The following is a 21516-nucleotide window of genomic DNA, read 5'->3' as shown; positions in this document are numbered from 1 at the left end:
CTTATCGAACGAGTGCCGCGATTTTTTCTGCACCGTCAGCCATCGAGCTCGCCGAAGTGATCGCAAGTCCAGATTCATCGAGAATGCGTCGTCCCGCATCCACGTTCGTGCCTTCTAAACGGACGACGAGTGGTAAATCGAGACCGATTTCTTTCGTCGCCGCGACGATACCTTCAGCGATGATGTCACACTTCATGATGCCACCGAAGATGTTGACGAAAATGCCTTTGACTTGGTCGTCTGACAAAATCAATTTGAACGCTTCCGTTACTTTTTCTTTCGTCGCACCGCCGCCTACATCGAGGAAGTTAGCGGGTTCGGCGCCGTAATGCTTGATAATATCCATCGTCGCCATAGCGAGACCGGCTCCGTTGACGAGGCAACCGATATTTCCATCGAGCGCGATATAGCTGAGGTCGTGTTTCGACGCCTCGACTTCACGCGGGTCTTCTTCCGTCGTGTCACGAAGATCGACGATGTCGGTATGACGATAGAGCGCGTTGCTGTCGAAGTTAAGCTTCGCATCGAGGGCGATGACGTTTCCGTCTTTCGTCGTAACGAGCGGGTTGATCTCTGCAATCGTACAATCCGTCTCGACATACACTTTGTATAGTTTCATGACCATGTCACTGAACTTGTTGACGAGCTTGGTCGGCACTTCCATCTTGAAGGCAAGACGGCGCGCTTGGAACGGACGGAGTCCGACGACCGGGTCGACGACTTCTTTATGAATCTTTTCAGGTGTATGTTCAGCGACTTCCTCGATGTCCATACCGCCCTCTGATGAACCCATGATGACAATTCGGCCGATCGAACGGTCAAGCACAAGTCCTAAGTAAAATTCCTGATCAATTGCAGAACCTTCTTCGATATAAAGACGTTGCACGACTTTTCCTTCAGGTCCAGTCTGATGCGTGACGAGCGTCTTGCCGAGAATCTCTGACGCGTACTGTTTGACTTCTTCATCCGTCTTCGCAAGTTTGACACCGCCAGCTTTCCCGCGGCCCCCTGCGTGAATCTGGGCTTTGACAACTTTTAGTTCACCGTCTAGCTTGGCGGCGGCTGAGACTGCTTCTTCAACCGTGAACGCCGGATAGCCCGTAGGTACGGCCACTCCGAACGCCCGAAGCAATTCTTTCGCCTGATACTCATGGATATTCATTTCATTTCCCCCTTAGTCCCCTTTAATATCGGCATGTCTATTGTAACGAAAAACTGAAAGCGCTGTCTATCGTTCTTGCTTTAAGTTTTCATCTTTTTTTCACATCTACCCCTAGACATCCTCGATTTTTCCTTGTTCCATCTGATAAAGAAACACGAAAAGCTCGGCGATGACCTGATATAGGTCGTCCGGGATGTGCTCCTCAATCTGCAGGGCGGACAAAAGCGACAAAAGTGCCGGGTCCTCATGGATCGGGACCCCGTTCGCCTGGGCGAGCGCGAGCATGCGCTCGGCGACGAGTCCGCCACCTTTAGCGACGACGCGCGGAGACTCCATCGATTGCTCATAGGACAAGGCAATCGCTTGTTTACGGTCGGTCATACGCGTTGATCCACCTTTCCGAGCGGGGCGAACGTGTCTGGCACGGATTCCCGCTTTACTTCGAACGAGAAACGGGACAGCTCATAGTCGCTCGCTCCAAGTGCGCGCCCAAGTAACGGCTCGTAGGCGCTGACGAACGCGCTCAAGTCATGCTGCTCGTTGAACACTTTTATCGACACGTGCCGTTTTTGGACAAGCAGGTCGATGCCTGTCTCTCCATACTTCGGGGTCTCGAGGAATAGTACGATGCGAGCGTGGTCGGAATCGATGACCTCGCCTTTCGGTGCCTCGAGACGGAACCGTACTTGTTCAAACGGCCCTAAATGTGGTATGTGAAATGCTTGAGCGACATACGGCGGCGTCTGGAGCGCGTTGAACGTCTCTTGGGCCCGGACGAACTGTTCGAACTTCGGGTCCCCTTTCACTTTGAACAGCTCACCGACGAGCTGTTTCACATCCGACCCGGCCCCGCTCTCGAGCAGTTGTCGTCCTTGTGCCTGCAGCGATTCGGGCGTGTCGAGCGGCTGACGAGCAAGGCGCCCGAGCTCGCTGACGAGCTGGGCGAGCGGTGACCGCGCTGCTTGCGCGAGTGTTTCTGCTTGCTGCGGCACGACCTTTAAAACGAGCTTCGGTTCGAGCTCGGTGACGACCATCTTGTACGTCACGTTCTCTTTGACGTCGGCGTTCACCCCGACCCGGAACATGCCTTGCGGCAGTTGCATGACCGCCTCGCCGCCCGGCAACAGCTGGAGCACCCGGCCGACGACCGTATTGCCGATGAGCAGTTGCCGTGAGTTCTGTTCCGTTACTTTGAACGGCATGACGCCTTGGTGATCGATGCGCATCGTTTCCCCTCCTACATATGTTTAATCGGCGCGAACGATTTTCGGTGGATCGGCGTGATCCCGTGTTCCGTGAGGCCGGCCAAGTGTGCTTTCGTTCCGTAGCCCGCGTTCCGCTCGAACCCGTAACCGGGATAGAGGACGGCGAAATCTTCCATCATGTTATCGCGGACGACTTTGGCGACGACGCTCGCCGCCGCGATCGAGACGCTCCGCGCGTCTCCTTTGATGAGCGACTGCTGCGGAACGTCGAGGTCGAGCGTCATCGCGTCGATCAAGAGCGCATCGACTTCACCGAGTTGCCGGACCGCCTCCATCATCGCCAGTTTCGTCGCCTCGTAAATGTTGACGCGGTCAATCACGTCGGCGTCGACGATGCCGACGCCGACCGATGCCTCGTCCATGAGGACGCGATACACGACTTCACGCGCCCCTTTCGTCATCTTTTTCGAATCGTTCAGGTCCGGATGATAGAACCCTTCCGGCAAGATGACGGCCGCCGCGACGACGGGACCCGCAAGTGGACCTCGACCGACCTCATCGACGCCGCCGATACGTTTGAACCCTTGGGCCTTCCAATCGTTTTCGAACACGCTCCGGGCCATATAATCGACATGGAGGGCACGTTCTCGTTCGAACTGTCGCTCTCGTTGCCGGATGAGCGTCTGGACGCCTGCCCGCGGGTCGTCATTCAGTTCGGCCCGAACCTGTTCCCACTCTTCATATCGGACCGTCTGAATCCGTTGTTTAATCGCTTGAATCGTCATGCCGTTCCTCCTATTCAAAAAAGCCCTGTTTGCACAGGACTTCACGCCATGTCATGATCGGCTGGCGTCTCGAGAGAGACCCGTCCGATTTTCTCATGACGCAGTTCGTTCAGTAGTAATTCGCTCGCTTTCTCGAAATCCACATAGCCGCCGCTGACGAGGCCACGTTTCTTTCCGATCAATTCGAGCAGTTCGACGGCATCTTCCGGCAGATGATCGATTTTGAATCGCTCTTTCACCTGGTCCGGATAGCGGGCCGATAACTCACGGGCCGCATAAAGCGCGATATCGTCTAAGTTCAAAATATCGTCCTTGATGGCACCGGTCGCCGCCAGACGGTAGCCGACCATCTGGTCCTCGAACTTCGGCCAAAGAATCCCTGGCGTATCGAGCAACTCCATCTCGCCGCCTTTCATCTTGATCCATTGCTGACGCTTCGTGACACCCGGACGGTCTCCGGTGACAGCGATGTTGCGTCCGGCAAGGCGGTTGATGAGCGTCGACTTGCCGACGTTCGGGATGCCGATGATGAGCGCGCGAATCGGACCGGGGTTCCGGCCTTTCTCACGCATGCGGTCATGCTTGTCTTGCATGAGCTTCTCGGCACCCGACATGAGATGCTTCAAGCCTTTACTATGTTTCGCGTCGACGGCGACGACCTCGATGTCATCGCGCTTCAAGGCGCGGAGCCAGGCGTCGGTGACGACGGGATCAGCCATATCGGCTTTATTCAAGACGATGAGACGCGGTTTGCCTTCCGTGATCTCATCGACCATCGGGTTACGGCTCGATTGGGGGACGCGTGCATCGACGAGTTCGATGACGACATCGATGAGCTTTAACTTTTCTGTTACTTGTCTTCGTGCCTTGGCCATGTGGCCAGGGAACCATTGAATTGCCAAACAAACACCACCTTATTCTTGTACGGTCCCGAAGTCACCGAGCGGCCAAAACACGAAGTTCGTTTTGCCGACGACGTTTTCTTTCGGGACAAAGCCGATTTCACGGCTGTCTTTCGAGTTTTGTCGATTGTCGCCCATGACGAAGTACGAACCTTCTGGGACGACCGTCTCGCCCGTCACTTGTTCGAGCGTAAAGTTCTCGGTAAGAGGAAAGCCGTTCATCTGGGCCTGGAAATCTTCTAAATACGGCTCTTCGACCGCCTCACCATTCAAGTAGAGCGTATCGTCCCGATATTCGAGCGTATCGCCAGGGATGGCGATGACGCGTTTAATATAGTCTTTCGATTCCGTCGCGTGGAAGACGATGATATCGCCCCGGTCGAGCTCACCGACGTAATTAGAGATTTTGCTGACAATCATGCGATCGGCGTTTTGGAGCGTCGGCATCATTGACTCTCCTTCGACGATGACAGGTACAAAGATGAACGTCCGGATCACGAACGCGATGACGAGCGCCACGACGATCGCCTTAAGCCAACTGAACACTTCTTTCAACTTGCCTCACTCCTCTGTCCGTTTGAACTTATTGTACTAGAAAAAAAGAAGCTTGTCGCAAGCGACAAGCTTAATCCCCATCTTAACGACGGATTTCTTTAATACGTGCTGCTTTACCGCGAAGGTTGCGGAGGTAGTAGAGTTTCGCACGACGGACTTTACCGTAACGAACGACTTCGATTTGCGCGACACGTGGTGAGTGAAGCGGGAATGCACGCTCAACACCTACGCCGTAAGAAATCTTACGGACCGTGAATGTTTCGCTGATGCCGCCACCTTTACGCTTGATGACTACGCCTTCGAAGATCTGGATACGCTCGCGCGTTCCCTCTACGACTTTAACGTGGACACGTACTGTGTCACCAGGACGGAAAGCAGGTACGTCCGATTTAAATTGTTCTTCTGTGATTTCACGGAACAGTTTTTGTGTGTTCATGAATTGTTCTCCTTTTTCTTCAATGTTCATATCTTCATCTGCCCAAGCATCCAACAGCGGAACATCGGTAATCGGTGGGGTTAACCCACATGTTCAAACATAGCATAATTTGGTCAATCGTGCAACGATTCAATAAATTTTTTATCCGCCTCTGACAGGTCGACCCGCTCAAGCAGGTCCGGTCGCCGGCGATACGTGCGTTCAAGCGACCGTTCGCGGCGCCACGCCTCGATGTTGGCGTGATTGCCTGACAAGAGGACGTCTGGCACCTTGAGGCCACGGAATTCTGCCGGCCGCGTGTAGTGCGGGTACTCGAGGAGCCCCGTCGAAAACGAGTCGTCCTCGTGGCTCGCCTGATCGCCGAGCACTTCCGGGATGAGCCGCACCGTCGCATCGATCATGACCATCGCCGCGAGCTCACCGCCTGTCATGACGAAATCGCCGATCGACACTTCGTCCGTCGCGAGCACGTCATGGATTCGTTGGTCGAACCCTTCGTAATGGCCGCATAAAAAAATCAGATGTTCCTCGGTCGCCCACTCTTCTGCTAACCTTTGGTCGAAACGGCGCCCGGTCGGCGTCGTGACGATGACGCGGGGACGTTTCTTTGCGATGGCGTCAAAGGCGTCAAAGATCGGCTGCGGGGTGAGCAGCATGCCCGCCCCGCCCCCGTATGGGTAATCGTCGACTTTATGGTGCTTGTTCGTCGAGAAGTCACGGAAGTTCGTGAACGTCATCTCGACTTGTCCGAGCTTGCGCGCCCGTCCGACGATGGAATGGTCGAGCGGTGCGAACATCTCGGGGAATAACGTTAAGACATCAATCCTCATCGTCAATCATTCCCGGGATCGGGGTGATGACGACACGTTTCGCCTCGACATCGATGTCGCTCACGACCGATTCGATGTACGGGATGAGCGCATCCGACTTGCCAGGACGCTTGATGACCCAGACGTCGTTCGCACCGGTCTCGAAGATGTCATCAACGACACCGATGACCTCACCGTCGACGACGGCCTCACAACCGATAATCTCGTGATAGTAAAACTCATGTTCCGGCAACTCGTGGACGTGCTCGACGTGGACGTACAACTTCATCCCTTTATACTTCTCGACGAGATTGATGTTCTCGAGCCCTTTGAACGTCACGAGATGGAACTGTTTATGCGGACGATATGTCGTCACTTCGAACGGTACCTTCTTGCCGTCGACGTCCAAATAGAGCGTCTCGCCCTTCTTGAAGCGCTCCTCCGGGAAATCGGTCGCGGCGAGCAGCTTCAATTCTCCTTTTAAGCCATGGGTGTTGGCGATCTTACCTACATATAACCATTCCATTGTTATGCCTCCTCACAAAAATGGGCCGACCTCATAAAAGGTCGGCCACATCCTTACTTCGCGTTTTTCGCGTTGTGGAATTTCTCCATGATCCCTGCTTTAGAGAACAAGTTACGTACTGTGTCAGAAGGCTTCGCGCCGTCTGCCAACCATTTGAGAGCGAGTTCTTCGTCGATGCGAACTTCTGCTTCTGGTTTTGCAACCGGGTTGTAGTGACCGACTTGCTCGATGAAGCGGCCATCACGTGGTGAACGTGAATCAGCTACAACGATCCGGTAAAAAGGTGATTTTTTTGCGCCCATGCGCTTGAGACGAATTTTAACTGCCATGGTAATATACCTCCATCATGTGTTTAAGAATTGACAACTTTAATAGTATACTGTTTTTTTGCCCGACTGACAAAAGTTTTCTTAGAAGAACGGAAGGCCGAGACCTTTTTTCTTCCCTTTCATTTGTCCTGACATCTGCTTCATGAGCTTTTTCATGTCATCGAACTGTTTGATGAGACGGTTCACTTCCTGGATGGAACGACCGCTCCCTTTTGCGATTCGCTTGCGACGACTTGCGTTGAGCACTTCAGGATTCGTGCGCTCATGCTTTGTCATCGAGCGAATGATCGCCTCGACATGATCGAGTTGTTTCTCGTCGATTTGGACGTTCTTCAACCCTTTCATCTTACCTGCACCAGGTAACATCGAAAGCAATTCATCAATTGGGCCCATGTTTTTCACTTGACCCAACTGCTCGATAAAATCATCGAACGTGAACGATGCGTCGCGAATTTTGCTTTCAAGCTCTTTCGCGGCATCTTGGTCCATCTGTGACTCGGCTTTTTCAATGAGCGTGAGCACGTCCCCCATCCCAAGGATCCGTGACGCCATGCGTTCCGGGTGGAATGGTTCGAGGGCATCCAACTTTTCACCGAGACCGACGAACTTAATCGGCGCTCCCGTGACTGCCTTGATTGAAAGGGCTGCCCCACCACGTGTGTCACCGTCGAGTTTTGTGAGCACGACGCCGGTGATTCCGAGTTTCTCATTGAAGCTGTCGGCCACGTTGACCGCATCTTGACCCGTCATCGCATCGACGACGAGGAAGATTTCATTTGGTTTGGCAATCGTCTTCACGTTTTCGAGTTCGCCCATGAGCGTCTCATCGATGTGAAGGCGACCGGCCGTATCGATCAACACGAAATCGTGATGATTGGTTTTGGCGTACTCGAGCGCTTTTGTGACGATTTCTTCCGGCTTCACTTGATCGCCAAGTGAGAACACCGGTAAATCGAGCTGCTTGCCGAGTGTCTCGAGCTGTTTGATGGCCGCGGGCCGATAAATATCCGCCGCGACGAGAAGTGGACTCCGGTTATGCTTTTTGCGAATCAAGTTCGCAAGCTTCCCGGTCGTCGTCGTTTTCCCTGCACCTTGTAACCCGACCATCATGACGACTGTCGGTGGTTTTGGGTTAAATGTGATTGGGACGACGTCGCTTCCCATCAAAGTCGTTAGCTCTTCATGAACGATTTTGACAACTTGTTGGCCTGGTGTCAACGATTTCATGACGTCTTGGCCGATGGCCCGTTCTTTCACGTCGTTGACGAACTGTTTGACCACTTTGAAGTTGACATCGGCTTCAAGGAGAGCGAGACGAACTTCTCTCATCATCTCTTTGACATCTGCTTCGGAAATTTTACCTTTCCCCCGCATTTTCGCCAGTGTCGATTGCAACCGTTCGGATAATCCTTCAAATGCCATGCTTCAGCCCCCTACTCTAAATTCTCAAGCGCCGAAATCGTTTCTGTCGCGTCGGGCGAATGCTCGACTTGACGTTTGAGCGTTTGAAGCAGTTGTTGCCGCTGTTCGAATTTCTCGAATAGGGCCAACTTCTCCTCATACTGCTCAAGCATCGCTTCGGTGCGCTTTATGTTATCGTAGACCGCTTGACGGCTGACTTCAAACTCTTCCGCAATCTCTCCGAGCGAGTAGTCATCTAGGTAATAAAGAGACATATAGTTGCGCTGTTTCGGTGTGAGAAGCGCTTGATAAAAATCGAACAGATAGTTCATTCGATTCGTCTTTTCGAGCGACACGACCTCCACCTCCACATGTTAAGTGAAATCCCTTTACAACTACCAATAGTACAGCCGTCCCCATCTCTTGTCAAGTTTTTTTCTTAACAGAGAAACTTAGGCGAGGTCATCGTTTGTCTGTTGTTTTTCTTCGAAGATGTCACCAAATAAGCCGTATACGAACTGTTCAGGGTCGAACGCTTGTAAATCATCGACTTTCTCACCGAGACCGACATATTTGACCGGGATATCGAGCTCGTTTCGAATCGCGAGCACGATTCCGCCTTTGGCCGTCCCGTCGAGCTTCGTCAAGACGATCCCGCTCACGTTTGTCGCTTCTTTGAAGGCTTTTGCTTGGACCATCGCGTTCTGCCCTGTCGTCGCGTCAAGCGCGAGCAACACTTCGTGCGGTCCGTTCGGTACTTCGCGTTCGATGACGCGCTTCACTTTCTCAAGCTCATTCATCAAGTTGACCTTGTTTTGCAAGCGTCCGGCTGTGTCACAAATCAAGACGTCGACACCGCGTGATTTCGCTGCCTGGACGGCATCGAACACGACCGCGGCCGGGTCTGACCCTTCCGCTTGACGGATGACCGGGACACCGGCACGCTCGCCCCAGACTTGAAGCTGGTCGATGGCACCGGCCCGGAACGTATCCCCTGCCGCGAGCATGACCGACCGTCCTTCTGACTTCAACTGGTGTGCGAGTTTTCCGATCGTCGTCGTTTTCCCGACGCCGTTGACGCCGACGAACAAGATGACGGTCAATCCATCCTGCATGTTCAATTCTCGATCCGACTCGTCTTCTTGGAGTCGCTTCGCCACGACTTCGACGAGCGCGTCACGGACCGCGACCGGGTCTTTCAAATTGCGACGCTTCACTTCTTCTTTCAAATCTTCGACGAGGTCCATCGTCGTCGTCACTCCGACGTCAGCCTGGATGAGCAGATCCTCGAGCTCATCGAAAAAATCCTCATCGACTTCACGGAACCGATAGACGAGATCGTTGACGGCACTGGCGAATCCGTCACGCGTTTTCGTCAATCCGTCGGTAAATCTTTGTGACGCCTCTTGCGTCGAGGTCGTCAATTTCTCTTTTAACTTTTTAAAAAAACTCAACTTAATTCCTCCATCTCTTGTTCCGTCTCGACGACGCGTTTCGCCTCGGATAGTTCGACCGAAAGCACCTCGGAGACACCGTTTTGTTGCATCGTTACGCCATAGAGCGTGTCTGCCGCTTCCATCGTCCCTTTGCGGTGGGTGATGATGACAAATTGCGTGTCGATCGACAGCGTTCGAATATATTCCCCGAACCGATGCACGTTCGCCTCGTCAAGCGCCGCCTCGACTTCATCGAGCACGCAGAACGGGACCGGTCTCGTCTTCAAGATAGCGAACAGGAGCGCGATCGCCGTCAACGCCCGTTCTCCGCCCGAGAGCAGACTGAGCGTCTGTAGTTTCTTCCCGGGCGGTTTGGCGACGATCTCGATGCCCGTATTGAGCAGGTCGGACTCGTCGACGAGTTTCAAGTCGGCCTCACCACCGCCGAATAGCTCGTGGAACGTCTGTTTGAAATGACCACGGACGAGCGTATACGTCTCTTTGAACAAGCGCGTCACTTCGCGGTCCATCTCGGTGATGATGTCATACAAGTCTTCTTTGGCGCTGACAAGATCATCGCGTTGCTCGGACAAGAACGTGAACCGCTCATTGACGAGGTCGAACTCCTCGATTGCATTCAAGTTGACTGGTCCAATCTCTTCGATTTGACGGACGAGCAATTTGAACTCTTCTTTCGCCTCATCGAGCGGGATTGCGAGCGTCGGGAGCAAATCGAAGACGAGTCCTCGCTCCTCGAGCGCATCGAGTTTCCACTTCCGCTTCAACTCGAGCTCGTTCGACTCGGTTTCGAGCTTGCGGACATTTACTTCGAGTCGACGGCGCACATCCACCGCCTGTTGTTCCCGCTGTCTGAGGATGCGGTACGACTCTTCTTCGGCGTGCAACTGTTTCGTCTGTTGCGTCAGCCGGTCTTTCAATCCATCCATTTGTTTGACCGCTTCGACCTGTTCGAGCTCGAGCTCGGCAGACGTGACGATTCGACCGTTTGTCACATGTTCGAGCTCACGTTCGATTTGTCCGAGACGTGCCGTCTGTTTGGCAACCTCGGCCTCGAGCCGTTCGCCCTCTGAACGGACGCGGTCGAGGTCGAGCGTGTGCCGTTGGCGATCGAGCTCGTTTTGACGGATGGCTTCCTGCAGTTGCCCCGTCGTTGCAGCACCTATCGCCTGCTCACCTCGAAGCGTCTCGAGCTCGGTCCGAATCGAGGCTTGTTTGGCATCGGTCGCCTCGAGCTCTTGTGTGAGCCGCGTCAATTCGTTCGTCGCGGCTTCAATCGTATGGGCATAGCGGGCCATCTCATGGTCGAACAGTTCGAGTTGCGCCTTGGCGTCTTGCGACACCCTCTCCAAGCTTCGGTACGCCTGTTCCGTCGACCGGAGCGTCTCTTCGGCCTCGCGTTTTTTGAGCCTGATTGATTGAAGCGACTCACGCAACCGCGACATCTCATCGGTATACGTCGTCACGCGCAACTGTTGCTCATGGAGCATGGCCAGTCCTTGCGTCAACCCGTGTTTCAAGTCATCAAGTTCCCGGGACTGGGTGAACAAGGCGACGCCTTGCTTCCGGCTACCCCCGGTCATCGAACCGCCGACGTTGACGATGTCCCCATCGAGCGTGACGATGCGATAGCGATATCCGGTCGTTTGGGCGATCCGGTTGGCGACCTCGAGCGAATTGGCGACGATCACGGCGCCGAGAAGGGATCGTTTCAATTTGTCGTAGGCTGGGTCCGTCTCGACGAGGTCGGCGGCGATGCCGACGAATCCGTCGACTGATTCGAGCCGGTGCGCGACTTCACTCGGGACATAACGCTCCTTCACGGTCGTCATCGGTACGAACGTGGCCCGCCCGGCGCTCGCTTTCCGTAATCGGTCGATCTCACGGCGGCCGACCGCTTCCGTCTCGACGACGATGTGTTGTTGTGTCTGGCCGAGTGCAGTCTCGATGGCGGCTTCATAGGTCGGGAGAACGCGAATCAATTCCGCGACCGCACCGAGCACGCCCGGTCCTCGTTCTTTCAACACGAATTTGACGGCATGGAAATAGCCTTCATACGACTGTTTCATCCGTTCGAGCAACTCAATCCGATCCTCGGTCTTCTGACGCCGCCGGTCGAGGTCGTGGTACGACTGCTCGGCCCGCGACAGCTTGTCCCGAATCGTCGCTTCCCGTTCGGTCAAATCGGCTTCTTCCGCAACAAGCGTCTCCCAAGTGTTCCGAGCCTCGTCGAGACGAGCCTGTTCGGCCTCGAGCGATGCCGTCTGTTCGGTCCGTACGTCGAGGCGGTCCTTGTTTTCGCGAAGCAGACGTACTTTCGCTTCCTCGGCTTGTTCGATATCACGCCGCTCCCGCTTCTGTTGATTGCTCAGCGTCGCGCGTGTCGTCGCCAGTTCGAACGCCTCACCTTGAAGCTGCTCGATTTCTGCGTTAAAGTCACGCGTCGCTGCCGTCAACTGGGTGTCGAGTTCGGCTCGTGCTGCCTCCACGGTTTGTAACGTCTCGACTTTTGACGCCATATCCGCGTTGGCCGCGTTCAACCTCTGCGTCAACTGTTCAGTCTCTTCGGCCAACTCGATTCGTTGGCGCTCGAGACGTTCTTTCGTCTCCGCCCCATGCTCTTCCCGGGCTTTCGCGAGCTTGATTTCCCCTGTCAACCGTTCCAGTTCGGTCGCTTGGATTCGTTCTTCTTGATGGAGCGTGTCGAGTGTTTCCCGATCGTCGGCGAGAGTCGCCTCGAGCGTCGTCCGCTCGTCTGAAATCGAGGTCAATGCGCCGTCTTGCTCGGCGAGATTCGTCTCGGCCGTCCGCAACTGTTCGGACACACGAGCGATGCCCGTACCAAGGTCTGTAATCTCAGCGCCGAGAATGCCCGTCTCGAGTTCATCATGACGCGCTTTGGCGACTTGGTACTCGCGGGCGAGTGCGGCTTGCTCACGGAGCGGTTCGACTCGGTCGGCGAGTTCATACAAGATGTCATCGACCCGAGACAAGTTCAGCTCGGTGTCTTGGAGCTTCCGCTCGGCTTGCTTTTTACGTTGCCGGTACTTCAACACCCCGGCCGCTTCTTCGATGACGGCCCGACGGTCTTCCGGTTTCCCTGAAATGACTTGTTCGACCCGGCCTTGACCGATGATGGCGAACGCGTCGCGTGATAGGCCCGTATCCATGAACAGGTCGATCACGTCTTTGAGCCGACATGGCTTTTTGTTCATGAAGTAGTCGCTATCGCCGCTCCGTGTGACGCGCCGTGTCACACTCACTTCTTCGTACGGTAAGCGCAAATGAGCGTCCGTGTTGTCCAAGACGAGCGTCACTTCGGCAACGTTGCGATGGTTCTCACCTTCGCTCCCGGCAAAGATGATGTCTTCCATTTTCGCTCCGCGAAGCGATTTGGCCGACTGCTCACCGAGTACCCAGCGAACAGCGTCCGATATATTAGATTTTCCGCTCCCGTTCGGTCCAACCACGGCTGTGACGCCGGGACGAAAATCTAGTTCAATCCGCTTGGCGAATGATTTAAAGCCAGCGAGTTCGATTCGTTTTAAGTGCATCGTGACCATCCTATCCTCAGTAAGCATTCATTTGTTTATTTTACCACAGTTGCCAGTTCGTCAAAATGCTAGAATCATGCTATTCTAAAAACAACTGCAGAAAGGGGTACGACCGATGACGAACGAACAAATGATTGAGGAAATTCTCGACAAAATGAACATCATCAACCGCGGCGCCATTAAAGCGGAAGAATATAACCGTGCCGACGCCTCGGCCGTCAAGGAGATTTACGACTACGTGATGAACCGCTCATCGCTGTCGATCTCTGAAGTGGATGGAATCGTCGAAGAACTCGGACAATTGACATGATGAGATGACTGAAAAGGAGTGGGTCCATTGAGACCCACTCCTTTTGTCATAAGCCGGCGTACTGCCGGTTGAATTCAATCAACGCTTCTTTCGCCGCGAGCTGCTCGGCTTCTTTCTTCGACCGGCCGATGCCTTCGCCAACGATATCGTCAGACAGGCGGGCGTGGGCGACGAACTCCCGGCTATGGGCCGGTCCGCGCTCTTCGATAATCGTGTACGAGACGGGACCAAGCCCTTCCCGCTGGACGCTCTCTTGGAGCTGGCTCTTATAATCGGTCTGTTCTTCGAACACACCGGCCAAGACTTTCGGAAAAACCGCTTCGGCGAGGAACTGTTCGACTGACTCGATTCCTTGGTCCAGATAGAGCGCTCCGATGTACGACTCGAACACATCGGCGAGTAACGCCGGACGTTTGCGCCCGCCGGTCAACTCTTCGCCTTTCCCAAGCAAGATAAAGTCAGAGAAAGCATAGGCTTCCGCAAAGTTGACGAGTGACGGCTCACAGACGATGGCCGCCCGCAACTTCGTTAATTCCCCCTCGGAGCGCTCCGGGTACGTCTCATATAAAAACCGAGACACCGTCAACTCGAGCACCGCGTCGCCTAAAAACTCTAAACGCTCATTGTCTTTTTTCAGACCGCGTTGTTCGTTGACGTATGAGGAGTGGGTGAACGCCTGCATCAGTAAGTCTTGGTTCGTGAATCGAACCGACAGCCGTTCTTCTAGTACTTTGAACTGCTCGATGATCCGTGACCGCTCGAGCTCATGTCGTCGCCGTCGTTGCGCCGAGCCTTGACGGTCAAACCGTCGTTTATCCTTTGTCATAATTCCCTCCGTGTATAAGCACAAGCCCACCGCTCATGACGAGCGGTGGGGAGGCTTGATTACAATTTAGTTTCGATGTAAGCGACGACGTCGCCAACAGTCGCGAGCTTCTCAGCATCTTCGTCTTCGATTGTAATATCGAACTTGTCTTCAAGGTCCATGACCATTTCCATCACTTCGAGCGAATCCGCACCGAGGTCGTCTTTGAACGATTTGTCGGCCGTGATCTCAGATACATCTTTCCCGAGTTTCTCTGCCACTGCTGCTTGTACGTCTACTAAGATTTGTTCTGTTGTCATGATAAAATCCCTCCAAATTAAAGTATATAAAATGTGTTTCGATTGGTAAAGTTCTGTTTTACGCCATCGTCATCCCGCCGTCAACGGCGATCGTCTGACCTGTCACGTAAGCCGCTTGGTGTGAAGCAAGGAATGAGACGACGTTCGCCACGTCTTCGACTTGACCGAAGCGATTGAACGGAATTTGTCCAAGTGTCGCCTCTCGTTGAGCATCGTTAAGGGCGTCAGTCATGTCCGTCTGGATGAAACCAGGACAGACGGCGTTCACCGTCACGTGTCGACCGGCGAGTTCACGCGCGACCGACTTCGTCAGACCGATCAGCCCGGCTTTTGCCGCCGCATAGTTCGCCTGTCCGGCGTTCCCCGTGATGCCGACGACCGAGGCGATATTGATGATGCGCCCTGACTTCGATTTCAAGAGCGTCCGCGTTGCGGCTTGCGACGTCAAGAACGCGCCTTTTAAATTCGTGGACAGGACATCGTCAAAATCGGACTCTTTCATGCGCATGAGCAGACCGTCACGTGTGATGCCCGCATTGTTGACGAGGCAATCGATGCGGCCATACGTATCGACCGCCGTCTTGATGAGCGCTTTCACGTCATCACTGTTCGAGACGTCCGCCTGGACGGCGATCGCCTCGCCGCCGTTCGCTTCAATTTCGCTGACGACGGCATTCGCTTTCTCCACACTACCCGAGTAATTCACGACGACCCGAAAGCCGTCTTCCCCTAAACGCTTCGCGATGGCGGCCCCGATTCCACGAGATGCGCCTGTCACGATCGCTACCTGGTCATGCACGTACTTCTCCTCCTAACGCGGCCACCTCTTCGAGCGTCGTCGCTTGTTTGAGCGTCACGTTCGAATCGATCCGTTTGATGAGACCTGACAAAGGTGACGTCGGACCGAACTCAATGAACGTATCAACGCCAGCATCGATTGCTTTACGGACACACGCTTCGAATCGGACCGGGGCATACAATTGTTCGGTGAGAAGTGCTTTCAGTTTTTCTGGTTCAGTATGAACATCCGCATCGACGTTTGAAATGATTTCGACCGTCGCCGGTCTGAATGGCGACGAGGCGAGTACATCTTTGAACCGCGTCGCGGCGGGCACCATGTAAGAACTATGGAACGCCCCTGAGACGTCAAGCTGTAAGATGCGTTTCGCGCCTGCCTCTTTTAAGTCGGTTTCGGCCTGTTTGATTGCGTCCACATGGCCCGAGATGACGAATTGACCTGGACAGTTATAGTTGGCAATTTGTACAAGGTTCCCGCTAGCACTGATTTTCTCTGTCACATGGAACGCTTCGTCGAGATCGGTCATGCCGATGACGGCCGCCATCGTCCCATCCTTCACTTCTGACATGAGCTTACCGCGTTCGTGGACGAGCACGCTCGCTTCTTCCAAATCGATGACACCGGCGACGACGAGTGCCGCATATTCTCCGACACTGTGACCGATCACCAAGTCTGGTACGGCACCAGCGTTAGCGTAAGCATGCGCGAGTGATGCCGCATGCGCCACGATGGCTGGCTGCGCCACTTCGGTACGTTGAAGCTCTTCATTTGATCCTGCCGCCATGGCATCGAGTAAATCAAATCCAAGGCGACGGCTGACTGCTTGCAGTTGTTCAGGATTGTTGAGGAACGTTTGGCCCATGCCTACGGTTTGTGACCCTTGTCCTGGAAAAATCCATGCTGTTTTCCCCATGTACTCACCTTCTTTGAATTAGTTTGTAGTCTTTGCTTGTTTAATTTTCGTGACGACGTCATGATCGACCATGATTTTTGCCTGTTTGAGCGCGCTCATGATGGCGAGCGCATCGCTCGAACCGTGCGCCTTAATGACCGGAGCATCAATGCCGAACAAGCCGGCGCCACCGTGTTCTCGATAGTCTAATGTTTGTTTCAATCGTTTTAGCTTTGGTTTCAAGACGAGAGCGGCGAGCTTTGAAACGAGGTCGCTCGTGAACTGCTCTTTCATCATTTTCATGAGCATCGACGACGAGCCTTCGACACCTTTGAGTAAGATGTTCCCGGCGAACCCTTCCGTGACGATGACATCGACGTCACCGGTCAGCGCCTCGCGCGCTTCCACGTTGCCAACAAAGTGGACCGGGGCTTGTTCAAGGAGGGGGTACGCCTCTTTCGTGAGGGCGTTTCCTTTCCCAGCCTCGGTCCCGATGTTGAGTAGCGCGACCCGCGGACGTTTGATTCCACGGACGTGCTCGGCATAGAGCGAGCCCATGATCGCATAGTCGACCAAGTGCTCAGCTTTTGCGTCCGGATTGGCCCCGACGTCTAAAATGACAACACCGTTACCCATGTATGTAGGGAACGTAGGTGACAACGCGGGACGCTCGATGCCTGGGATTCGGCCGATGACGAATAGTGACGCCGCCATGAGGGCGCCGGTATTTCCAGCCGAGACGAGCGCGTCGGCTTTTCCGTCTTTAACGAGTTTGGCCGCCACGACGAGTGAGCTGTCCTTTTTGCGGCGGACGGCCCGGACCGGTTCGTCTTCTCCTGTGATGATTTCGCTCGCTGGAATGATTTTAATCCGCGAATCGGTCAATCCGTAAGAGGTGAGCTTGACCTCATCTCCGACTAAAAACAGTTCCATCGATTCGTTTGGGAACGCGTCGGCAAACTGTTTGACGCCTTCCACGATTGCTTTCGGGGCATGATCCCCGCCCATTGCATCGATTGCTAATTTCATGCCTGTTCCTCCTCACCGCGACGATAAATCGTGAAGTCTCCGCTAAAGACACACTCATCGCCGACATAACTTTCCACCGTGACGTCTGTTCTTCCGTCCCGACGCAGTTTGATTACACGAGCCTTGGCAACGACTCGCTCTCCAAGATGGACTTGGCGGCTAAAGCGGATGTCCGCTTTCGTGGTCAACGCCAATTCATCATTGATGAGCGCCACCGCTAACGAGTTGGCCTGGGCGAACAAGATATGTCCCCGGGCGATCTCATTGCGGCTAAAGACGTGTTCTCTCTCAATGTCAAGAACCGAGATGGCAGATTCATCAAGCTTCAAGTCAATCATATCACCGATGACCTCGCTCAAGGCGAGCGACTTCACTTCGTCAAGGCGTTCTGAGGCTACATGCTTGATCCGTTCTCTCACTTCCGGGATTTTTAATTCCATCCGGTCGAGACGAATCGTTTGAATACTGACGGCGAACTGCTTTGACAGCTCTTCGTCTTTGATGAACGGGTTACGATCAATCGTCTCTTGCAATAAGCGTTGCCGCTCTTTCTTAGGTACCCGCATTCAGTTCCCTCCTAAACTCTATGCTAAAGAACTTAATACCTGGTACTAATAGCAGTATATATTCTTTAGAATGTATTTTCAAGCGTTGTTTCTCATTCCAAACGTTCCCCGACGAGCAAGTCGAGTCGTTTCAAGTATTTACGGAGTGGCGCATATGTCGTTTCGTTCCAAAATGACTCGCTGCCGAGCAGGCGGACCGCGTCCTGCATCGCCACTTCCATCACTTTTAAATCAAGTACGGGATCGGCGACGCGGAAACTCGGCAGACCGCTCTGGGCCGTCCCAAAGAAATCACCGGCCCCGCGCAGCTCCAAGTCTTTCTCTGCTAAGACGAAGCCGTCGTTCGTCTCCGTCATCGTCTTCAAGCGAAGCTTGCCGACATCTGACTTCGGGTCCCCTACCAATATACAATAAGATTGGTCGGCGCCTCGACCGACACGCCCGCGCAGCTGGTGCAGTTGCGCCAAACCGAACCGTTCCGCGTCATGAATGATGATGAGCGACGCGTTCGGGACGTTCACGCCGACCTCGACGACAGTCGTCGAGACGAGAATTTGGAGCGTATTGCCGGCGAACGCCTTCATGACGTCATCTTTCTCGGTACTCGACAGTTTTCCATGCATGAGACCAACCCCGTAGTTCGGGAAGCGTTCCCGTAACATGTCATAGAGCGCGGTCGCACTCTCAACCTCGAGCGTATCCGATTCCTCGATGAGCGGCGCGATTACATACGCTTGGCGTCCGAGCGCGAGTTCGCGGTCGACCATCGCATGGACCCGATCGATTTGGTCTGTCTTCGCCCAATACGTCTCAATCGGTTTCCGCCCGGCCGGCATCTCGTCAATCGTCGAGACGTCCATCTCGCCGAAAGCGCTAATGGCGAGCGTCCGTGGAATCGGAGTCGCCGTCATGTAGAGCACGTCGGCGAGCTCTGCCTTGTCGCGGAGCATCTTGCGCTGTTCGACCCCGAACCGGTGTTGCTCGTCGGTGATCGCCAAATGCAGGCGCGAGAACTCGACCGGTCCTTGAATCAAGGCGTGCGTCCCGACGATGATATCGACATCCCCTGCTTTGATTGCCTGCAGCAGTTCATTACGGGCCTTTCCTTTGACAGAACTCGTCAACAACCCGACTCGAATCCCGTATGGTTCGAACAATGCCTGGAGCGAGGCGAGATGCTGCTCGGCCAAAATCTCGGTCGGGACCATGAGCGCCCCTTGATAGCCGGCGCTCACCGTCGCATACAAGGCGATCGCGGCAACGACTGTCTTTCCGCTCCCGACATCCCCTTGTAGCAAGCGATTCATCCGTTCGGGCTTTTCTAAATCCCCGACGATTTCCCGGATGACGCGCGTCTGCGCCCCCGTCAACGGGAACGCGAGTTGTTTGACGAACTCGTTCAACTGAGGCTTATCAAGCGTGAGGGCGCGGCCTTTACCCGACCGTTCCATCTTTCGGAACGCCTGAAGTTTCAACTGATAGAGCAGACATTCTTCATAGACGTAACTGCGGCGTGCCTGTTTGTACGTCTCGACCGAATCAGGGAAATGCATCCCTTTTAACATCGCCTCCCGGTCCTCGAGACGGTAGCGCTGCCGAATCAATTCGGGCAGGCGGTTCTCGAACGAGGTCGTCTGTTCGAACGCGAGTTTGACGATGCGGCTGAAGTTTTTCTGTGTCAGCCCGGCGCGAAGCGAATAGATCGGTTGCAGTCCGTCCGACAGTTCACCGAACTCGAGGTCGGTCGCACTGATCGTCATCCGGTTCATGTCCCATTTCCCTTTGACGGTCACGGTGGCACCGAGCGTCAGCTTGTCTTTATAGAACGCCCGGTTGAACATCGTCACGTGGACGACGTAGCGCTCCTCGAGCAATAGCCGAAATTGGAGCCGGTTCTTGCCTTTACTATAATAACGGACGAGTGGTTCCGCCTGGACGGTGCCGCTCCATTTGACGAGGTCGCCGTGGATGGCCGTCGTCACCGTGCCGCTATTATAATTTTCATAACGAAACGGGACGTGCTCTAGCACGTCCTCGACTCGTTCGAGACCCATCGTCTCTAATTTTTTGGCCATCTCTGGCCCGACTCCTTTGAGCGTCGTCAGCGCCTCACTTCTTGACATTTTCTTTCTCTCCAAAGATGTTTCGTTCGAGACGGTGTGCCGTCGGCGTATTGGCGAGACCACCACGCGCTGTCTCTTTCAACGCGGTCGGCATCATCTGGCCAATCTCATGCATCGCCGAGATGACCTCGTCGCAAGGGATGCGAGACGTGATCCCGGCGAGTGCCATATCGGCCGCGACGATGGCGTTCGCCCCGCCCATGGCATTCCGTTTGACGCACGGCACCTCGACGAGCCCCGCCACCGGGTCACAGACGAGACCGAGCATGTTTTTCAAGGCGATCGCAAACGCCGTCGCCGATTGTTCCGGCGTTCCGCCGGCCGCTTCGACGATGGCCGCGGCGGCCATTCCCGTCGCTGAGCCGACTTCCGCCTGACAACCACCAGCCGCTCCTGAAATCGAGGCGTTGTTGGCGACGACGAAGCCGAACGCCCCTGACGTGAACAAATACCGAATCATTGCCTCACGGTCCATCTCAAGACGCTCTTTCACCGCAAACAGCGTACCCGGTACGACGCCGGCGCTTCCGGCCGTCGGGGTCGCACAGATGCGTCCCATCGCCGCGTTGACTTCATTCGTGCCGATTGCTTTTGCGACCGCATCTAAAATCAAGTCTCCGGCGAGCGATTTGCCCGAACGGATATAGTCGGTCATGAGCACGGCATCGTTCCCGGTCAGCCCCGTTACGGACGTCACGCCTTCGAGCGCCCGCGCGACCGCTTCTTCCATCACTTCAAGGTTGCGCTCCATCATGCCGACGACGTCTTCACGCGTCGAGCGTCTGACGTGCACTTCTTGCTCGATCATCACTTCAGAGATCGGGATACCGCGTTCTGTTGCCGTTCTGACTAATTCTTCTACTGATTTAAACATAGTGGTTTCTCCTTATTCCCCAAAGATGGCTACCCGTTCGATTTGAGGTAACCGCTCGATTTCCGCTAACACGTCTTTTGATAGATGTTCATCAATCTCGATCGCCATGAGCGCTTGTTTGCCTTTCTCATGACGGCTCACTTCCATATGGCCGATGTTCAATTCATGTCTGGCCAAAATACCTGTCACGGCCGCGATCGCCCCGAAGCGATCGTGGTGCAAGACGACGAGTGCCGGACCGCCACCTGACAATTTGAGCGGGAATCCGTTCAACTCGGTGATCTCGATCGTCCCGCCGCCGATTGAAATCCCGACGATTTCAAACGTGCCGTCCTCGTCCTCGAGGTGGACCCGGGCCGTGTTCGGATGGTCCGTCAGCGCGTCGCTCGTCTCAAAGACGACCTCGATGCCGCGCTCTTTGGCGATATCGAGCGCTTGCGGGATGCGCAAATCGAACGTATCGAAGCCCATGATGCCGCCGACGATGGCGACATCGGTCCCGTGCCCCCGATACGTATCGGCGAACGAACCATAAAACGTGATGTGCGCGAGCCGTGGCGTTCGCCCGAATAACTTCCCAGCCATAAGGCCGATGCGGGCAGCTCCGGCCGTATGCGAACTCGATGGACCGACCATGACCGGTCCGATGATGTCAAACACACTGCGATATTTCATCGCAT

Annotated in this window: 24 protein-coding genes; 1 reads left to right on the top strand and 23 read right to left on the bottom strand. The window is 54.6% G+C overall.

Annotated features, from left to right (window positions below; translation table 11 throughout):
• Position 1: 1 nt before the first annotated feature.
• The 14 genes from sucC to smc form a co-directional block, all read right to left on the bottom strand.
• Positions 2-1162 (bottom strand): ADP-forming succinate--CoA ligase subunit beta, encoded by a 1161-nt coding sequence (gene sucC / locus DPV68_RS04060; protein WP_114165532.1) that lies wholly within the window; start codon positions 1160-1162, stop codon positions 2-4.
• 111 nt (positions 1163-1273) lie between these two features.
• Positions 1274-1543 (bottom strand): EscU/YscU/HrcU family type III secretion system export apparatus switch protein, encoded by a 270-nt coding sequence (locus DPV68_RS04055; RefSeq protein ID WP_114165531.1) that lies wholly within the window; start codon positions 1541-1543, stop codon positions 1274-1276.
• Positions 1540-2388 (bottom strand): hypothetical protein, encoded by an 849-nt coding sequence (locus DPV68_RS04050; protein ID WP_114165530.1) that lies wholly within the window; start codon positions 2386-2388, stop codon positions 1540-1542. Before DPV68_RS04050 ends, DPV68_RS04055 begins: the two co-directional genes overlap by 4 nt.
• A gap of 11 nt (positions 2389-2399) precedes the next feature.
• Positions 2400-3152: a ribonuclease HII gene (locus DPV68_RS04045; RefSeq protein WP_114165529.1), complete on the bottom strand. Its 753-nt coding sequence runs from the start codon at positions 3150-3152 to the stop codon at positions 2400-2402.
• Positions 3153-3193: 41 nt separating this feature from the next.
• On the bottom strand, positions 3194-4054 hold the full coding sequence (gene ylqF / locus DPV68_RS04040; RefSeq protein WP_114165528.1) for a ribosome biogenesis GTPase YlqF: 861 nt from the start codon (positions 4052-4054) through the stop codon (positions 3194-3196).
• A gap of 12 nt (positions 4055-4066) precedes the next feature.
• The gene (lepB, locus tag DPV68_RS04035) at positions 4067-4609 is read right to left on the bottom strand and encodes a signal peptidase I (protein ID WP_113926544.1); all 543 of its coding nucleotides are present in this window, start codon (positions 4607-4609) and stop codon (positions 4067-4069) included.
• Between the two features lie 82 nt (positions 4610-4691).
• Positions 4692-5045 (bottom strand): 50S ribosomal protein L19, encoded by a 354-nt coding sequence (gene rplS, locus DPV68_RS04030; protein ID WP_015881369.1) that lies wholly within the window; start codon positions 5043-5045, stop codon positions 4692-4694.
• Between the two features lie 113 nt (positions 5046-5158).
• Entirely contained in the window at positions 5159-5875 is a 717-nt protein-coding gene (trmD, locus tag DPV68_RS04025; protein ID WP_114165527.1) for a tRNA (guanosine(37)-N1)-methyltransferase TrmD, read from the bottom strand.
• The gene (gene rimM, locus DPV68_RS04020; RefSeq protein ID WP_114165526.1) at positions 5865-6380 is read right to left on the bottom strand and encodes a ribosome maturation factor RimM; all 516 of its coding nucleotides are present in this window, start codon (positions 6378-6380) and stop codon (positions 5865-5867) included. The genes trmD and rimM overlap by 11 nt, the downstream gene beginning before the upstream one ends.
• Positions 6381-6433: 53 nt before the next feature.
• Positions 6434-6709, bottom strand: a complete 276-nt coding sequence (gene rpsP / locus DPV68_RS04015; RefSeq protein WP_114165525.1) for a 30S ribosomal protein S16 — start codon at positions 6707-6709, stop codon at positions 6434-6436.
• A gap of 81 nt (positions 6710-6790) precedes the next feature.
• On the bottom strand, positions 6791-8131 hold the full coding sequence (ffh, locus tag DPV68_RS04010; RefSeq protein WP_114165524.1) for a signal recognition particle protein: 1341 nt from the start codon (positions 8129-8131) through the stop codon (positions 6791-6793).
• An 11-nt stretch (positions 8132-8142) separates the two neighbouring features.
• Entirely contained in the window at positions 8143-8466 is a 324-nt protein-coding gene (locus DPV68_RS04005) for a putative DNA-binding protein (RefSeq protein ID WP_021067096.1), read from the bottom strand.
• 96 nt (positions 8467-8562) lie between these two features.
• Entirely contained in the window at positions 8563-9564 is a 1002-nt protein-coding gene (ftsY, locus tag DPV68_RS04000) for a signal recognition particle-docking protein FtsY (RefSeq protein WP_114165523.1), read from the bottom strand.
• Positions 9561-13118, bottom strand: coding sequence for a chromosome segregation protein SMC (gene smc, locus DPV68_RS03995; protein ID WP_198662236.1), 3558 nt, complete (start codon positions 13116-13118; stop codon positions 9561-9563). The genes ftsY and smc overlap by 4 nt, the downstream gene beginning before the upstream one ends.
• 115 nt (positions 13119-13233) lie before the next feature.
• Here smc and DPV68_RS03990 point away from each other — a divergent pair, with 115 nt between their 5' ends.
• Complete coding sequence (locus DPV68_RS03990) at positions 13234-13428, top strand: DUF1128 family protein (RefSeq protein ID WP_021067093.1); 195 nt, start codon at positions 13234-13236, stop codon at positions 13426-13428.
• A gap of 46 nt (positions 13429-13474) precedes the next feature.
• Here DPV68_RS03990 and rnc read toward each other — a convergent pair whose 3' ends face one another.
• The 9 genes from rnc to sdaAB all read right to left on the bottom strand — a co-directional run bounded on the left by rnc (position 13475) and on the right by sdaAB (position 21511).
• Entirely contained in the window at positions 13475-14254 is a 780-nt protein-coding gene (rnc, locus tag DPV68_RS03985; protein ID WP_255418296.1) for a ribonuclease III, read from the bottom strand.
• A 59-nt stretch (positions 14255-14313) separates the two neighbouring features.
• Complete coding sequence (gene acpP, locus DPV68_RS03980) at positions 14314-14553, bottom strand: acyl carrier protein (RefSeq protein ID WP_021067091.1); 240 nt, start codon at positions 14551-14553, stop codon at positions 14314-14316.
• A gap of 58 nt (positions 14554-14611) precedes the next feature.
• Positions 14612-15352: a 3-oxoacyl-[acyl-carrier-protein] reductase gene (gene fabG / locus DPV68_RS03975; protein ID WP_114165521.1), complete on the bottom strand. Its 741-nt coding sequence runs from the start codon at positions 15350-15352 to the stop codon at positions 14612-14614.
• Positions 15345-16265 carry an ACP S-malonyltransferase gene (fabD, locus tag DPV68_RS03970; protein ID WP_114165520.1) on the bottom strand — a complete coding sequence of 307 codons (921 nt, stop codon included), beginning with the start codon at positions 16263-16265 and terminating at the stop codon, positions 15345-15347. Before fabD ends, fabG begins: the two co-directional genes overlap by 8 nt.
• 18 nt (positions 16266-16283) lie before the next feature.
• Positions 16284-17273 carry a phosphate acyltransferase PlsX gene (gene plsX / locus DPV68_RS03965; RefSeq protein WP_114165519.1) on the bottom strand — a complete coding sequence of 330 codons (990 nt, stop codon included), beginning with the start codon at positions 17271-17273 and terminating at the stop codon, positions 16284-16286.
• Positions 17270-17839 (bottom strand): transcription factor FapR, encoded by a 570-nt coding sequence (fapR, locus tag DPV68_RS03960; RefSeq protein ID WP_114165518.1) that lies wholly within the window; start codon positions 17837-17839, stop codon positions 17270-17272. Before fapR ends, plsX begins: the two co-directional genes overlap by 4 nt.
• 92 nt (positions 17840-17931) lie before the next feature.
• Complete coding sequence (gene recG / locus DPV68_RS03955) at positions 17932-19962, bottom strand: ATP-dependent DNA helicase RecG (RefSeq protein ID WP_114165517.1); 2031 nt, start codon at positions 19960-19962, stop codon at positions 17932-17934.
• On the bottom strand, positions 19949-20836 hold the full coding sequence (sdaAA, locus tag DPV68_RS03950; protein WP_114165516.1) for an L-serine ammonia-lyase, iron-sulfur-dependent, subunit alpha: 888 nt from the start codon (positions 20834-20836) through the stop codon (positions 19949-19951). The genes recG and sdaAA overlap by 14 nt, the downstream gene beginning before the upstream one ends.
• Positions 20837-20848: 12 nt before the next feature.
• On the bottom strand, positions 20849-21511 hold the full coding sequence (gene sdaAB / locus DPV68_RS03945; protein ID WP_021067084.1) for an L-serine ammonia-lyase, iron-sulfur-dependent subunit beta: 663 nt from the start codon (positions 21509-21511) through the stop codon (positions 20849-20851).
• Positions 21512-21516 lie beyond the last annotated feature (5 nt).

It is taken from the genome of Exiguobacterium sp. TNDT2 (genome assembly GCF_003331145.1).
GTDB lineage: Bacteria > Bacillota > Bacilli > Exiguobacteriales > Exiguobacteriaceae > Exiguobacterium.
Note: the sequence above shows the minus strand (reverse complement) of the source record. Positions and strands in the feature narration are given on the sequence as shown.

Bases quoted from the DNA above. Each gene is read 5' to 3' on its own strand.
- sucC (WP_114165532.1), bottom strand. From the start codon at position 1,162: ATGAATATCCATGAGTATCAGGCGAAAGAATTGCTTCGGGCGTTCGGA.
- DPV68_RS04055 (WP_114165531.1), bottom strand. From the start codon at position 1,543: ATGACCGACCGTAAACAAGCGATTGCCTTGTCCTATGAGCAATCGATG.
- DPV68_RS04050 (WP_114165530.1), bottom strand. From the start codon at position 2,388: ATGCGCATCGATCACCAAGGCGTCATGCCGTTCAAAGTAACGGAACAG.
- DPV68_RS04045 (WP_114165529.1), bottom strand. From the start codon at position 3,152: ATGACGATTCAAGCGATTAAACAACGGATTCAGACGGTCCGATATGAA.
- rplS (WP_015881369.1), bottom strand. From the start codon at position 5,045: ATGAACACACAAAAACTGTTCCGTGAAATCACAGAAGAACAATTTAAA.
- trmD (WP_114165527.1), bottom strand. From the start codon at position 5,875: ATGAGGATTGATGTCTTAACGTTATTCCCCGAGATGTTCGCACCGCTC.
- rimM (WP_114165526.1), bottom strand. From the start codon at position 6,380: ATGGAATGGTTATATGTAGGTAAGATCGCCAACACCCATGGCTTAAAA.
- rpsP (WP_114165525.1), bottom strand. From the start codon at position 6,709: ATGGCAGTTAAAATTCGTCTCAAGCGCATGGGCGCAAAAAAATCACCT.
- ffh (WP_114165524.1), bottom strand. From the start codon at position 8,131: ATGGCATTTGAAGGATTATCCGAACGGTTGCAATCGACACTGGCGAAA.
- smc (WP_198662236.1), bottom strand. From the start codon at position 13,118: ATGCACTTAAAACGAATCGAACTCGCTGGCTTTAAATCATTCGCCAAG.
- DPV68_RS03990 (WP_021067093.1), top strand. From the start codon at position 13,234: ATGACGAACGAACAAATGATTGAGGAAATTCTCGACAAAATGAACATC.
- rnc (WP_255418296.1), bottom strand. From the start codon at position 14,254: ATGACAAAGGATAAACGACGGTTTGACCGTCAAGGCTCGGCGCAACGA.
- acpP (WP_021067091.1), bottom strand. From the start codon at position 14,553: ATGACAACAGAACAAATCTTAGTAGACGTACAAGCAGCAGTGGCAGAG.
- fabD (WP_114165520.1), bottom strand. From the start codon at position 16,265: ATGGGGAAAACAGCATGGATTTTTCCAGGACAAGGGTCACAAACCGTA.
- plsX (WP_114165519.1), bottom strand. From the start codon at position 17,273: ATGAAATTAGCAATCGATGCAATGGGCGGGGATCATGCCCCGAAAGCA.
- fapR (WP_114165518.1), bottom strand. From the start codon at position 17,839: ATGCGGGTACCTAAGAAAGAGCGGCAACGCTTATTGCAAGAGACGATT.
- recG (WP_114165517.1), bottom strand. From the start codon at position 19,962: ATGTCAAGAAGTGAGGCGCTGACGACGCTCAAAGGAGTCGGGCCAGAG.
- sdaAA (WP_114165516.1), bottom strand. From the start codon at position 20,836: ATGTTTAAATCAGTAGAAGAATTAGTCAGAACGGCAACAGAACGCGGT.
- sdaAB (WP_021067084.1), bottom strand. From the start codon at position 21,511: ATGAAATATCGCAGTGTGTTTGACATCATCGGACCGGTCATGGTCGGT.